The sequence below is a fragment of the Methylomonas sp. HW2-6 genome (genome assembly GCF_052474525.1).
Genome location: NZ_CP184124.1, coordinates 4,050,009 through 4,064,124 on the forward strand (window position 1 = coordinate 4,050,009; position 14,116 = coordinate 4,064,124).

The window sequence follows — 14,116 nt, forward strand, 5'->3', positions numbered from 1 at the left end:
AATGCAGAACTTCGGCAACCAGGCGCAAGTCGCCTACATACTCAAAGGATTTCCGCGTACGTCGGAAACCTTTATCACTAACGAAATCCATTTACTGGAAACCCTTGGCCTTGAACTGACGATTTTTTCGATCAAGCAGCTTGAGGGCCAAAAGCATCACGCCGTCGTCGACGCCATCCACGCGCCGGTGAATTATCTTCCGCAAGCTAGCGACTTGACCGGCCACAGCTTTTTGGCCTGGTTGATCGAAAACCTGCCGAAATTCACGCAAAGCCACGGCCGGCTATTCCTGAAGAAGCCCATCAACTATTTAGGCGCGTTGCTGGAATGTTTGAGCATGAGCATCAAATACCGTAGCGGCTGGCGGGAGTGGCCGCGCACAGTCTTCATCAAGGAGTTTCTGCAAGCCGGTTATATCGCTGAATCGGTGTTACAGAATCCGGCCATTCGGCACCTACATGCGCATTTCTGTCATGGCGCAACGACGATTGCGATGTTCGCCAGCCGCATCAGCGGCCTGCCGTTCAGCTTTACCGCCCATGCCAAGGATATTTACTTGCGCGAACTGAACCCCGGCGATTTGTTACAAATCAAAATGCGCCGCGCAAAATTCGCCGTGACTTGCACCGGCGCCAATCAGGAACATCTGGACGCTTGCAAAGGCAGCGATATTGCCGTGCACCGGATTTATCATGGCCTGGATACGGATCTGTTTGTGCCGGAACCGCGCAAGCAACAGGGGATTGAGCATATTCCAACCATTCTGTCGGTCGGCCGCTTGGTCGAGAAAAAAGGCTTCGATTATCTGGTCAAAGCCTGCGCGATTCTGCGTGATCGCGGCGTTAAATTTAATTGCCGCATCGTCGGCGGCGCGGATAAATACGCGCAAGTCATCAAACAACTCATCGCCGATCTGGATTTACAAGACATCGTTAGCCTGCCCGGCGCGGTGACCCAGGAGGAACTGCGCGGTATTTATCAGCAAGGCGATGTGTTCGCCTTGCCCTGCCTGGTGGTCGATAACGGCGACCGCGACGGCATTCCCAATGTCTTGGTCGAAGCGATGGCGATGGAAATGCCGGTCATCTCCACTGACATTTCCGGGATTCCGGAATTGATTCAGGACCACATCAACGGCTTGTTGGTGCCGGAAAAAAATGCTCAAGCCATGGCAGACGCTATCCAAAGCTTATTAGCCGATCAAGCCTTGCGTTTGCGTTTGGGTCAAGCCGCGCGGCAAACCGTCTGCCGGGATTTCAATTCCCGCCACACGACCATCGCCCTGAAAAAACTGTTCGACGCCTGCCTGAAAGGTCAAGCGGTGGAGGCCCATGTCTGCTGTGCTGAACACTCTTAAGTCCGATCCGCGTTTGCTGGTGCTGGCTGCGCCATACTGCGATATGACGCCGGCGGAGTTGTTGGCGTATTTTCATGGTCGCAGGCAGATCCGCTATTTTTCGGTGATCGACGAAGAGCAAAATACCCCGGAAAAGCTGGACGGCATTTTGCGCAACCGCTTTGAATTCAATCACGAGCCTTACCAGCTTGATGATGCATTTGATTGGCTGAATAATCCCAGCTCAGATGTTGAATGGTTGATTCTGCTGCACAAATTTTATTATGCAGTCGGCTTGGGTAGACAATTTCAGCAAACCGGCGACACCCGCTACCGCGATAAATGGCAAGCACTCACCCGCAACTGGATCGATAGCGTGCCGGTCGATTTTCTGTCCAGCGATGTCACCGGCCGCCGCGTGCAAAACTGGATTTTTGCCTACCGCTATTTTGTCTCGGCGGCCGCAGAATCCTTGATTGATGCGGAGTTTCACCTCGAGTTTCTGGCCTCGCTGCAACAGCAGGTCTCCTATTTGTGCAACAACCTGACGCCAGCGCGCAATCATCGTACCCTGGAGCTATACGCGATTTTCCTGGCCGCAGTCGTGTTTCCTGAATTGCGCGGAGCTGATGAATGGCTGGGTTTTTCTATTGGCGAATTGCAACGCAATCTGCAAACCGATTTGCTGCCCGACGGCGTACATTGCGAACTGTCGACCGATTATCACCATATCGTGTTGCGCAATTTCTTAGGCATTCGCCGTTTGGCGATGCTGAACAACATCGAGTTGCCGGCCGACATGGACGAGGCCATCAAAAAAGCCCTGAACTTTTGCTTGCATGCGCACAAACCTGACGGGTTTATCCCGGCGATTAGTGATGGCGACAGCGCCAATTTCCTGGATTTGCTACGGCAAGGCCATGAGCTATATGACGATCCGGCGCTGCTTTACGTCGCCACTGCCGGTCAACAGGGCCAAGCGCCAGCGGAGTGTTCGAAAACCTTTACAGTCAGCGGCTACAGCATCTTGCGTAGTGGCTGGGGCGAGCAAGGCGAAGCCTATCAGGACGAGCGCTATTTGTTTTTCGATTGCGCGCCTTTAGGTGCCGGCAATCACGGTCATCTGGATTTACTCAATATCGAAGTGGCAGCTTACGGACGCAGCTTGATCGTCGATCCGGGCCGTTATACCTACGACGAATCCGGCGACACCAATTGGCGGGTGCTGTTTCGCGGTACCGGCTATCACAACACGGTGCAGGTGGACGGCAAAAATCAGACCTTGTATGCGCCGCACATTCGCAAATACAAGATTCAAGGCCCGGAACCGGCGCGTGAATTTAAATGCGCGCTGCACCGGCCGGGTTTTGACTATCTGCACGGCATCGCCGCCAGCCATGAATATCCGGTGATTCACGAGCGCAAAATCATGTTCATTGCGGGCGAATACTGGCTGATCTGCGATGTGCTGCGCGCCGAGCAAAACCACGATTACGAATTGCGCTTCCATCTGGATGCGCTGGCAGAACAACACACCACGATGCAGGTCGGTGCGGCCGGGTTGCGGGTCGACTCACCGAATCTGATCATCCTGCAAGTGCCGCAACCGGCCACCCAATTGACTCTGGAGCCAGGCTTTGTTTCACCCAGCTACGGTTGCAAATACTCGGCGCCGGTCGTCAATTTTTCCGCGCATGCCGCCAATTATTATTTTCTGACCCTGCTGTTTCCGTACCAATCGACACCGCCGCAGCTTACACTGGAACCATTACCGGTGAGCCAAAACGGTCAAGTGGTTGGCAGCTCCATCGCCAGCGCCGTGCGGATTCACAGCCGACTGGCCCAAAGAGAGACCTACGACGAGCTATTCCTGGCGCACCAGGCCGGTCTAACTTACCAATTTGCGGACCTGCTAACCGATAGCGCGTTTTTATTCCGTCGCCAGGATAGTTGGGGCCAAGTCTTGGCCTGGCAAACCGAGTCGGCGGCGGCACAGCGTGGATAAGTCATGAAACCTAGCTATCCCAGCACCGCTACATCGGCGTTTCTTGGCACGCAAAACTCGTTGGCAAATTCAATGCCGGTATTCCTGGTACCCCGCTTCGCGGCAATGACGCCCGCCGAGCTGTTGACGCATTTTCACCAGCGTGCCGTTACCAACTATTTCCCGCTAAAGCCCGGCAAAGCCAAACATATAAGTAGCGCGCAGCCGATTCTGAACAACGAATTTACCCTGAATAACGAAACCCATCGCTTGGGTGACGCGTTGAATTGGCTGCATAACCCCAGTCCCGATCTGGAATGGCTGATACTGCTGCACAAGTTTTATTATTCCCGTGATCTGGCATTAGCTTACGACTACAGTGGCGACGAGAGTTATGCCAATAAATGGGTGGCTTTGATCAGTTCTTGGATTGAGCAGGTGCCGGACGGTTTTGTAAACAGCCAGGTGACCGGTCGCCGCTTGCAGCAATGGTTATTGGCTTACCATTACTTCGTGCCGGGTCGGCACTGCTCGGCGATTACCGCCGAGTTCTTGCTGGCTTTGTTGGGTTCGATTCAGTCGCAGGCTGTGTTTCTCAGCCACAATTTAACGCCGCAAGGCAATCACCGCACTATCGAGCTGTATGCGATTTTCGCGGTTGCCTTGGTGTTTCCGGAGTTAAGCCAATCCGCTGAGTTATTGGCCTTTGCCCAACACGAATTAATGGCCAATCTCCGCGATGATTTTCTGGCCGACGGCGTACAAAAAGAGCTGTCCACCGACTACCACCATACGGTATTAAAGAACTTCTTGCGGGTCCGCGAGTTGGCCGATTTGAACGGACTGGCGCTGCCCGAGGCGTTCGATACCGTCATCCGTAAAGCCCTGGAATTTTCCATTTACGCCCACAAACCTGACGGTTGGCTGCCGGCCATCAACGATGGCGACATCAACAGTTATCTGTCGCTATTGCGCAAAGCCCAACACTATTATCCCGGCGACGCGCTGAGTTATGTGCTTAGCCGGGGAGAGCAAGGCAAGCCACCGGCGCAACGCTCGCGCCTGTTTGCCGACAGCGGATACAGCATTCTGCGTAGCGACTGGACAAAGCTGCCTTATGCCAATGGTCGTTATCTGATTTTTGACTGCGGCCAGTTGGGCTTCGGCAGCCACGGCCATTATGATTTATTGAGTTTCGAAATGGCCGCCTTCGGTCGGTCTTTAATCGTCGATCCAGGCCGTTACAGCTATCACGAACACGTAAGCGACGGCATCAATTGGCGGCACGTCTTCAAAGGCACGGCGGCGCATAACACCATAATGGTGGACGGTAAGGATCAGATAGCCTACCAGTGTCATGAGCCGGTCGGCCCGCAACCCCGAGCAGCGGTATTAATCTTTGAATCGAACCAAGGCTTTGATTTTGTGCATGGCCGCGCCTTGAGTCCGCAATACGAAGTCGATCACCAACGCAGCATTTTCTTTGCCGAAGCCGAATATTGGATTATCAGCGATCTGTTGCTTGCCTCCGAAGCCCATCGTTACGAGCAATTTTTCCATTTGGCGCCGGAAGCGCAGGACCAAAGCGAAATACAAGACCAAGGCATCCGGGCGCCCAATCTGTTGATCGCACAAGCCGGACGCGCCGGGATTGAAATGAGTCTAAAACCCGGCTGGGTGTCGCCGGAATATGGCGTCAAGCAACCCGCGCCTGTGCTGAGTTTTAGCCAGGAATGCGCGGGTAGCGGCTGGTTTCAAACTGTTCTGTATCCCTTTAAAGACAAAGCTCCGGCTTTGCGAGTGGAGGCTCTATCAGTAACCTGTCTCGGTCAATCCGTGCCCGCTACCCAGGCTTTGGCACTCAGTATCCGCATTCAATCAGAAACTACAAATCATCACGATTGCTTTTTCGTCGCCCATCAGCCTGGTTTATCTGAATACCACTTTGCAGACGTTATCTGCCGGGCACAAGTCGTATTCATCCGCCGCGATGCCGTAGGCGGTATCCTCAGCGTCCGGGCTTATGCGGCTGAATGGCTGGAAATTGGCGTACGCAAACTGCTGGACAGCGTCGGTAGGCCGGTTTGCCTGAATTACGCCAAAGGCCAACTTCAAATCGACGCTATCGATGGGAGAGTGCAGGCATGAAGCTAGACCCATGCTTCCCGCAAATGGCCGACGCGCTGAATCCTGCCGTGATGGGGCCTTTGTTGAGCTGGGTACTAGACATGCCCGACTATAAATCCGGTCATGTTGAATGCTGCATTGGCGAAAAACGCCATAAACCCGGTAAAAGTCTGGTGATTGGTTATCGGCTTGATACCCGGTCAGACCCAAACACCCAATCGCGGTATGTGACCGGCCGCTTATGTGCGCCTGACTTAGTGAGTCGGGAGTTTGAATTGGAACGAAGCAAACGGCCTGATCTGGCGGCAGGCGCGCTGACGCTTTTGTACGAGCCGGCCATGCTGCTTTGGGCGTTTCCTTACGATCGCAAGCTGATTCATTTGCCCGGCCTGTTGGATGCGGAAGCCATCAAGAACCGGATTGGTGAGCCAGATTTAGCTGGGGATGATCGGGTCCTGGCTGTCGGATCCGAAGTTTTGCATTATCTGCCTGAGCGCTCCTGCATGATCCGTTATCGGGTGTCACTGGGCGGAGCAGATGAAACTCGCTTGTTGTATGCCAAAAATTACGCCGACGATAGCGGCCGCGAGGTATTCGCGGTGATGCGGCAACTCAGCAACCAATTTAGCTGGGGTGCCAAGACCCTGGCCTACGACGCCCAAACCCGCACGCTCTGGCAATCGCCTGTCCCCGGCCGGACATTGTGCTGGTCCGATTTGCAAACAGCCGATGGCTTGGCCTTGGCCGAACGCATCGGCCAGTGTGCAGCGGCGTTTCATGCCTGCAAAATCGACACCGCGCAGCGTTTCAATCAAAGTGATGTCACCGAAGGCCTGCTGGCTACCGTTAGGCTTGCCGAACAAACCCGGCCGGCACTGGCAGAACGCATCGAAAGTGCGGTTGACGCTGTGTTGGCGGACGAACTTAATCTTCCAAAGCCAGCCCTGGCGACACTACACCACGACCTAAAGTTGAACAATTTTTTAGTCCAAGGCGACAAACTGGGCTTGATCGATTTGGATTGCGTCTGCCTGGGCGACCCAATGGCCGATTTGGCCAGCCTGATCGGCAACTTTTATCTGCACGGCCTGCGGGAAGGCGACTCAGTCGAGCAAATGCATACGCTGGTCAGGCAGTTGGTCCACTCGTACATGGTTCATAGCGTCCATACGGTTTCACTGCCTGCCTTGCGTTGGCAGGTGGCCGCCGCGCTGATTCACGAAGTCACGCGCCGCAGCCTGCGGCAAATGGATGATCAACGCATCGCCCATATCCAAAGCTATCTGGCGCTCAGCGAAAGCTATCTGGCGCTGAGTAAACATGTAACAGGAGCAGGCGATGCGTTCGTTTGACCGCCCGTTACGCATTTATTTAGCCAGGCACGGCCAAAGCGCGCTAAATCTTCAGCAACGCCTATCCGGCCAGGCCGACACTCAGCTGTCGTCCAAAGGCCTGGAGCAAGCCCAGGCCTTGGCGGATGTATTGAAACAGGAAACCTTGAGCGCGATTTATTGCAGCAGCCTGACGCGGGCCATACAGACGGCCAGCCCCGCCGCCGCAATGCATGGACTGCCGATTCAAACACGGGATGATTTGCGGGAAATTGGCCTGGGTATTCTGGAAGGTCGACATGTCGACGAAAGAGACCCCGAAGCCAGCCGGTTATGGGCCGCACGCGAGCATGATAAACAGAATTATAGCGTGCCTGGCTCCGAAGCCTATCCCGCCTTTGCGGCTCGCGTACTCAGCAGCCTTGAACGGATATTGGCCGAAAGCCATGGTGCCATTCTGATCGTCGGCCATCGCAACACCAATGAAGTGATCTTGGCCCGGCTGTTAGCCAACGACTTTGCCGACGAGGCCGAGATCAATGTCAAAAACAAATATCTGTACGCCATCGATTGGTATAGCAAGCCGCAAGTGATGACGATTAGGCTGGGTGGCGAACATCACGGCCAACATTACCCAGGGCTGCGCACATGAGCAATCCACTGGATCAATTTGCCCCCTTACTCGATGCCGAGCGGATGGCTGCAACCCTGCAACGGCATTTGCCAGAATGCCTGGCCGGCGACTGGCAGGTGACCGGCTGCGAAATTCAACATCCGCGCTACAAAACCTATCGCCTAGCCGAAAACCGCGAGCGCTCTTTCTTGTCGCTGGTTTATCACTTGCAAGGCCGGCAATTGCCCTCATCGGCCGCCGAACAACGCATACTCTACGCTCGTGCGTATTTGGACCAGCGCAGCCATCAGGCCTTTGCCGAAGCCCAAGCCAGCGGTGAAAATGCGATTCATCTGGCCGAACTGGGCGTGGTCGGCTGGCGCTTTCCGGACGATCCGGCGATGCCCTGGCTGGCGCAACTGATGGATAGCCAAATAATTCCCGAACTGGGCCAGCAGTCAGTGTCGGCTATCGAGATCGTCAATTACCGGCCGGAAATTCGTTGCACGGCGCGTTATCGATTCGCGGCCAGTGAAGCTGAACCCGCGCGGGTGGTTTACGGCAAAACCTACGCCGATGAGCGTGGACGGACGGTTTACGACAATTTGCATGGGCTACAAAAGCAGTCCCAGTCAGACGCAGCCTTTATCATGCCTGAAGCCTTGGCGTATATCGCCGACCGCCATACTTTATGGTTGGAAGGCTTGCATGGCGAAGCTTTGGCGGAGCTGGATTTCGAAGTCAGTGTCGCAGATAAAATCCCGGCAATAACCAATGCACTTGTCGCATTTCACCAACTCACGCCACCGCCTCTGCCGGTCGTTACCTCGCAGCAACAGCTGCAAGAATGGCGCAAGAAAGCGGATAAATTAAGCCACGCCTATCCCGCCATCCAGTCGGCGCTGACTTCCTTACTGGCCGAATTGCGCCAAAATCGCCCGGTGTTTGAAATACAGGGTTTGATTCACGGTGACTTTCATATCGATCAGTTGCTGGTTCTGCCAAACGGCAGTTTAGCTCTCTTCGATTATGACGAATTAAGCATTGGCGACCCGTTGCAGGATTTAGCTAACTTCGCGGCGGATTTATACAACTATCCCTATGCCATTACTGCGATAGACCGATTGGTCCAGCAGCTGTTTGCCGACTATGCGTCTTTCGACCGAAATCAATCCCACCCACAGCGTTTTGCCTGGCACCTGCGCGGGCAATTACTGACCCGCGCTTACCGTACCTTCATCCAGCAAAAATCGGCCGCGCCGCAACGGGCTGCCGATTTTATTGCCCTGGCTTTGCGTCCCTGGCCGCTGGCCAACTGAATTCATCTGGAAAACCGCTTATGAACAACCAAATTCAAGCAACAAGCCGCTTCAAGCAGATCGTGTTTGCACATCTGTGCCGGGTGCGAGGTAGTATTTTTGCCGCTATTGTCTGTATTCTCGGTTCCACGCTGACCAGCCTGATCGTGCCTTGGCCGCTGAAGCTGATCTTCGATCACGTGCTTTTGAATCACCCGTTGCCGGCTCAGCTGGCGGCGGCGCAACCGCTGCTGTATGGCGGTAGCGAACAGGCGTTGTGGATACTCTGCGGCAGCATGGTGGTGATTGCCTTGTTCAAAGGCGTGTTTTCCTATTACCAGCTGTTTCTGACCTCGCGCATCGGTTACTTGCTGGTTTATACCTTGCGCAGCGAGCTGTTCGACCATCTGCAACGCCTGTCGCTGGCGTTTCACAGCAGTACACCGTCCGGCGAGTTATTGAACAAACTCACCAGCGATACCAACACCTTAAAGGACGTTTACGCCGACTCGGCCTTGACCTTTACCACCCATGTGCTAACCGTGTTGGGTATGTTCGCGATCATGTTTAGTCTGAGCGTGAAACTCAGTTTGATCGTGCTGGCCAGCTTTCCGCTGCTGTGCCTTGCCATCGTAATGATTTATAGCAGGGTCAAACGCTCGGCGCGCAAGCAACGCCATAACGAAGGGCGCTTAGCGTCGCGGGTCAGCGAGTTGTTGAATGCGGTGCCGCTGGTGCAAACCTACGGCATGGAAGATTACGAACGCGAACGCTTCGATGTGGAGAGCAGCCAGTCGATGACCGAAAGCGTGCGCACCGCGCGCATCGAAGCCGGGGCGACCCGGATGATTGAAATCATCAGTGCGATCGGCACCGGCATCGTGGTGCTGTTCGGCTGCTTGCAAGTGTTTGCCGGAGTGCTGACGCCGGGAGATGTGCTGGTATTCAGTTCGTATATAGCCCAGATGTATCAACCGATTCGGCAAATCACCCGCTTGTCCACGCGCTTTTCCAAGGCCAGTGTCAGTATCGAACGCATCAGTGAAATTCTCGATACCGAACCGGATATTCAAGACCCGCCCGATGCTGTGCTGCCCAAAGGTTTGCGCGGCGAGATCGAATTCAGCCATGTGTCTTTTGGTTATCCGACCGGCAAACCAATCCTGCGGGATATTTCCTTTCACATTCAACCGGGTGAACGGGTGGCCTTGGTCGGCGCTTCCGGTGCCGGTAAATCGACGATCGCCCGCCTATTAATCCGCCTTTACGACCCGCAACAGGGTGCCGTACGCATCGACGGCATCGAGGTTGGCCGCTATCAACGCGCCGGCTTACGCCGGGAAATCGGTGTGGTGTTGCAGGATTCGATTCTGTTCGGCACCAGCATTCGCGAGAACATCGGCTACGGTAGTCCGGACGCCACGCTTGATGATATTCAAACCGCTGCGCATCTAGTGCATGCAGACGAATTTATCCGCAATTTGCCGGATGGTTACGACACGGTACTAGGCGAAAGCGGCGGCAATCTGTCCGGCGGTCAAAAACAACGCCTGTGTCTGGCGCGGGCCTTATTGCGCAAATCCTCGATTCTGATTCTGGACGAACCGACCTCGGCAGTGGATGCCCAGTCCCAGGCCTTGATTCGCGACGCCATCGATAATCTGCATGGCGGCAAAACCGTGCTGGTGATAGCCCATCAATTTCACACCATCCGCAATTTCGACCGGATTTTGGTCTTGAAGCAAGGCGTGATTGTCGAGCAAGGCAGCCATGAGTCCTTGATGCAGATGGGCGGGCATTATCACGAACTGTATAAACTCCAACACGGGTTGCGTGCCGCATGAACCAACATAAACCGCGATTACTCCTGTATTGCCAGCACTCGCTGGGCATGGGTCACTGGGTCAGGGCGATGACCTTGGCGAATGCCTTGAGCCGCGAATTTCGAGTGACTTTTCTGAACGGCGGCCGCGCCCCCGACCATCAGTCTGCCACTGGCGACCTGGATATGCTCAATCTGCCGCCGCTGGGCATGGGCGAGGATCATCAGCTGTATAGCCAGGACGACCGTTACAGCGTCAAAGAATCATTGGCGATGCGTCGGCAGTTAATACTGGATACCTATGCGTTGCTCAGGCCGGAAGTGGTGTTGATCGAACTATTCCCGTTCGGTCGCAAGAAACTGGCTGGCGAGTTGTTGCCGCTACTAAAAGCCGCGCGCCGCGATAAACAGGCGCGGCCGTTGGTGCTCTGTAGTCTACGAGACATCATGGTCAACGCCCGGAAGGATCAAAGCCGGCATGATGAACGCGCCCGCTGGATTACGGACCGTTATTTCGACGGACTGTTGGTACACGCCGATCCGCGTTTTGCTCGCCTGGAAGATAGCTTCCACCCGCGCCATCCGCTGAAAACCCCGTTACTGTACACCGGCTTTGTTGCTCCAGGCCGTATCGCCGCCGAGTTAAAGCCGCCTCGGCGCGGCGTGTTGGTATCCGCTGGCGGCGGCATGGTTGGCGCGCCGTTGTTTCAAGTAGCGGTTCAGGCCCATGCCATAAATTGGGCCGTTGAAAAATTACCCATGACCATCGTCGCCGGCCCGTTTTTACCGGAAGCGGATTGGCAGGATTTAGCTGCGCAAGTCAAAGGCATCGAAGGTCTCACCTTGCTGCGCTCGGTACCGGCGATGCAGCCTTTACTGGAGGCGCACAGTCTGTCTGTCAGCCAATGTGGCTACAACACGGTGATGGACATTCTCGAATCCCGCACCTCGGCTCTGGTCGTGCCGTTTGTGCGCGGCCAGGAAGACGAGCAAAGCCAGCGGGCGCAAAAGTTAGCGCAATTGGGTTTGGTGAAAGTCCTGAATCCGGCGGAACTGACGGGCCAGCGTTTGGCCGAGCAGATTTTGCAATTAAGGAATTTTTCGTCCAATCCGGCCGGCCTGGATTTGTCAGGTGCAGACCATACCGTGCGCCTGATTCAGAAATTACTGACAAGCAAACAGGATGCAAACGCAGAATCTCAGCCAGAGGAGTATGCCCATGCCTGCTGATTGGCTCAGACCTGTCCGTATGGCATTGGATGCCCGAGAGCAAGCAATTGAGATTTTCTTTCGCGACGACGATGCCGGTTGGGATGATGATCGGCTGTATGCATTGCTGGAGTGCTTTCGAGATTGGAATATACCCATCGATCTTGCCGTGATTCCTGAGGTGCTTAGCCAGTCGCTTGCTGGCTCGCTGCTGGGCCGTTGGCGGCGAAATCCGTTTATGTTGGGTCTGCATCAACATGGATACAGCCATAATAACTATGAAAACCAAGGCCGCAAATGCGAATTTGGCGTCAGCCGCAGCGAAGAGCAACAATTTAAGGATTTGTTGGCAGGCAAACAACAGCTTGAGTGCTGGTTCGGGTCGGCACTGGACAGGATTTTTACGCCGCCATGGAACCGTTGCAGCCAGGCCACGGCCGACAGCTTGCTTAAACTCGGTTTTCAAGCCCTGTCGCGCAACCGCGGCGCGGCGCCACTCCATACCGGGACATTGCGGGAAATTCCGGTAGCTATCGACTGGTGCGGGATCAGAATCAAATCCGTTCAGCCCTGGGTTGCGCTTGGCCAAGCCATAACAGATGTGTTGTACCCGGAGCATCCGAAACCGCTGGGCATTATGCTGCACCACGCAGTGATGGACGTAGACGACCTTGAGCATCTGCAAGCCTTATTGCAACTATTCCGCGAACATCCCCATACACACTGCCGCTTGATGCGCGAATTTTTAGATGACGCAAAAGCGCTTGATGCACGGTTGTGCTCGTTTCCGCTTGAGTCCCAGGCTGTTCTGACACCGCTATGCGGTCGTATCTCAATTAACTAGCCCACTGATTTGCCTTTCGTTCATGAGCTTTAATTCATTCATACTAAAAACCGGAAAAACGGCAATACTGGCCGGCGGAGCCTTGCTGAGTTTATCGGTATTCGCAGAAACCGCTAAGGGACAGATGGCCGCGAGCAAACCCAATGACACTGCCTTCCGCCAGGACAACGGTGACGGCGTCAGAAAAGAGCCACTGCGTATCAACCCTGGCGACAAACGGCCCGCCGACCAGTTTAAGGTTGACCTATTCGGCCACCCGTTGACCATCGGCGGTGCCTATGAGCTGGAGCCGCGCTATGTCGAAGACCGGCGGCTGGACCCGCGCCGCGACGATGATGTGGCCAATGTCTATCAAGACCTGAAGCTGGAGCTGTTTTATCAGTGGTCTAGGTCTTTGTCTTTTTTTGTGCAGTCCGATGTTTACTACGACCCGGAGGTCTATACCGAAAGTGGGCTGGATCAATACGAAGCCGGCATTAAACTGACCCAGGCCTGGCTGTTCATCCATCAAATCTTCGATTCTGAATATAGTCTGCAAGTCGGCCGGCAGCGCATCGCCGATAAGCGCCAGTGGTGGTGGAACGACGAACTGGATGCGGCGCGGATTTATTATGGCGAGGATACGCTGTTCGCCGAATTGGCGATTGCCAAGGAATTGGGTTCGAAACAGTCCGATCAGGATTTCATCGATCCGGTCAGCGACCGGGTGGTGCGCTTGATGGGCGATATGGTTTGGCAATGGGATCCGAAGCAGAACTTGTCCTTGTTTTTTCTGAGCCAGTTCGACAATTCGGACAATCAACAACCCGGCGACTTGATCCGAGCCAATCGTAAAGACGCCAGCGATGGCGACCTCAATTGGTTCGGCGGCCGGGCGATGGGCAAATTCAAAATAGAGCATGTCGGCAAAATCGGCTATTGGTTGGATTCGGCATTTGTATTCGGTGAAGAGACCACCCAGACCTTTACCGACATCAATAGCAACGTCTCCCGGGTCAGAGCCCAAACGCCGCGGCACGTCGAGGCCTGGGGCATGGACGCCGGCATCACCTGGTACAGCAATCTGTTCCTGGAGCCTTACCTGACCTTGGGTTATGCCTATGGCTCCGGCGATGCCAATCCCAACGACGGCACCGACAGCAGTTATCGGCAATCAGGGATACACAACAATAAAATCAAATTGTCCGGCAGCCAGCGCTTTCGTTATTACGGCGAGTTATTTCGGCCGGAATTATCGAATTTGAACATCATGACCGCCGCATTGGGCTTCCCGATCTCAGAGCAAAGTTCCATCGACTTGCTCTACCACCATTACGAACAGGCCACGCCGTCGTCAGTGATTCGCGATTCGCGAATACGCGCCACGCCCAACAGTAGAAGCGGCACGCTGGGTGATGAATTCGATTTGGTATTGTCCCTGGACGAATGGAAGCATTTGCAGGTGCAATTTGCCGGCTCGGTATTTATGGCAGGCCCGGCTTTTGGTGCGTTGGAAGGTAACAATTCCTTTCAACTTGACCTGACATTCAAATACAGCTTTTAAGGGCTTGCT

At 54.7% G+C, this 14,116-nt stretch carries 10 protein-coding genes; all 10 read left to right on the forward strand.

Annotated features, from left to right (window positions below):
* Position 1 precedes the first annotated feature (1 nt).
* The 10 genes from ACH518_RS19390 to ACH518_RS19435 are packed head-to-tail and all read left to right on the forward strand — an operon-like array spanning position 2 to position 14,107.
* A complete protein-coding gene (locus ACH518_RS19390; protein WP_445371283.1) occupies positions 2-1,357 on the forward strand; it encodes a glycosyltransferase family 4 protein in 1,356 nt (451 codons plus the stop codon).
* Positions 1,332-3,341, forward strand: coding sequence for an alginate lyase family protein (locus ACH518_RS19395; RefSeq protein ID WP_445371284.1), 2,010 nt, complete (start codon positions 1,332-1,334; stop codon positions 3,339-3,341). Before ACH518_RS19390 ends, ACH518_RS19395 begins: the two co-directional genes overlap by 26 nt.
* A 3-nt stretch (positions 3,342-3,344) precedes the next feature.
* Entirely contained in the window at positions 3,345-5,468 is a 2,124-nt protein-coding gene (locus ACH518_RS19400) for a heparinase II/III family protein (protein ID WP_445371285.1), read from the forward strand.
* Positions 5,465-6,799: an aminoglycoside phosphotransferase family protein gene (locus tag ACH518_RS19405; RefSeq protein ID WP_445371286.1), complete on the forward strand. Its 1,335-nt coding sequence runs from the start codon at positions 5,465-5,467 to the stop codon at positions 6,797-6,799. The genes ACH518_RS19400 and ACH518_RS19405 overlap by 4 nt, the downstream gene beginning before the upstream one ends.
* On the forward strand, positions 6,786-7,430 hold the full coding sequence (locus tag ACH518_RS19410) for a histidine phosphatase family protein (RefSeq protein ID WP_445371287.1): 645 nt from the start codon (positions 6,786-6,788) through the stop codon (positions 7,428-7,430). The genes ACH518_RS19405 and ACH518_RS19410 overlap by 14 nt, the downstream gene beginning before the upstream one ends.
* Positions 7,427-8,710, forward strand: coding sequence for an aminoglycoside phosphotransferase family protein (locus ACH518_RS19415; protein WP_445371288.1), 1,284 nt, complete (start codon positions 7,427-7,429; stop codon positions 8,708-8,710). Before ACH518_RS19410 ends, ACH518_RS19415 begins: the two co-directional genes overlap by 4 nt.
* Positions 8,711-8,730: 20 nt before the next feature.
* Complete coding sequence (locus ACH518_RS19420) at positions 8,731-10,533, forward strand: ABC transporter ATP-binding protein (protein ID WP_445371289.1); 1,803 nt, start codon at positions 8,731-8,733, stop codon at positions 10,531-10,533.
* Positions 10,530-11,741, forward strand: coding sequence for a glycosyltransferase family protein (locus ACH518_RS19425; protein WP_445371290.1), 1,212 nt, complete (start codon positions 10,530-10,532; stop codon positions 11,739-11,741). The genes ACH518_RS19420 and ACH518_RS19425 overlap by 4 nt, the downstream gene beginning before the upstream one ends.
* Entirely contained in the window at positions 11,731-12,564 is an 834-nt protein-coding gene (locus tag ACH518_RS19430) for a hypothetical protein (protein WP_445371291.1), read from the forward strand. The genes ACH518_RS19425 and ACH518_RS19430 overlap by 11 nt, the downstream gene beginning before the upstream one ends.
* A gap of 22 nt (positions 12,565-12,586) precedes the next feature.
* The gene (locus tag ACH518_RS19435) at positions 12,587-14,107 is read left to right on the forward strand and encodes an alginate export family protein (protein ID WP_445371292.1); all 1,521 of its coding nucleotides are present in this window, start codon (positions 12,587-12,589) and stop codon (positions 14,105-14,107) included.
* The last annotated feature ends 9 nt before the right edge of the window (positions 14,108-14,116 follow it).

Coding starts and splice junctions, on each gene's coding strand:
- ACH518_RS19390 (WP_445371283.1), top strand. CDS start 2: ATGCAGAACTTCGGCAACCAGGCGCAAGTCGCCTACATACTCAAAGGA.
- ACH518_RS19395 (WP_445371284.1), top strand. CDS start 1,332: ATGTCTGCTGTGCTGAACACTCTTAAGTCCGATCCGCGTTTGCTGGTG.
- ACH518_RS19400 (WP_445371285.1), top strand. CDS start 3,345: ATGAAACCTAGCTATCCCAGCACCGCTACATCGGCGTTTCTTGGCACG.
- ACH518_RS19405 (WP_445371286.1), top strand. CDS start 5,465: ATGAAGCTAGACCCATGCTTCCCGCAAATGGCCGACGCGCTGAATCCT.
- ACH518_RS19410 (WP_445371287.1), top strand. CDS start 6,786: ATGCGTTCGTTTGACCGCCCGTTACGCATTTATTTAGCCAGGCACGGC.
- ACH518_RS19415 (WP_445371288.1), top strand. CDS start 7,427: ATGAGCAATCCACTGGATCAATTTGCCCCCTTACTCGATGCCGAGCGG.
- ACH518_RS19420 (WP_445371289.1), top strand. CDS start 8,731: ATGAACAACCAAATTCAAGCAACAAGCCGCTTCAAGCAGATCGTGTTT.
- ACH518_RS19425 (WP_445371290.1), top strand. CDS start 10,530: ATGAACCAACATAAACCGCGATTACTCCTGTATTGCCAGCACTCGCTG.
- ACH518_RS19430 (WP_445371291.1), top strand. CDS start 11,731: ATGCCTGCTGATTGGCTCAGACCTGTCCGTATGGCATTGGATGCCCGA.
- ACH518_RS19435 (WP_445371292.1), top strand. CDS start 12,587: ATGAGCTTTAATTCATTCATACTAAAAACCGGAAAAACGGCAATACTG.